The organism is Streptomyces sp. SID3212 (genome assembly GCF_009865405.1).
Taxonomy (GTDB): domain Bacteria; phylum Actinomycetota; class Actinomycetes; order Streptomycetales; family Streptomycetaceae; genus Streptomyces.
The window spans coordinates 1-313 of the sequence record NZ_WWJY01000639.1 but is presented as its reverse complement, the minus strand read 5'-3'; the positions used below and the strand labels follow the sequence as shown (position 1 = coordinate 313).

The 313-nt window shown below is 81.5% G+C and carries 1 pseudogene; it reads right to left on the bottom strand.

The annotated features are described in order from the left end of the window. Positions 1-313, bottom strand: a pseudogene (locus GT042_RS18950) (hypothetical protein); the annotation flags it as partial.

Here is a 313-nt window from a genome sequence, read left to right as displayed (position 1 = left end):
GAGACCGCCCTGGCGCCAGGCCGCGACCGCGCGGGCCAGGTCGGTGGGGGTGTGGTCCGTCCCCGCGCCGAGGTCGCGGTAGAGGGCGCGGGTGGAGGCGGTCAGCCCCGAGCCGGGGTGCGCGGCGGCCAGCCGTACCGCGTCCTGCCAGGGGGTGAGCGCGCCGACCGGGTCGAGGCCGGTGGTCAGGAACGTGTGCGCGCGGGCCGCCGCCTCCGAGGCGAGGAGGTCGAGCGCGAGCGGGTCGGGGGCGCCGGAAGCCTGCGGGTAGGCGGGCGGGCGGCCGGGGCGGTCCGGCGTGCGGAAGGGCGGC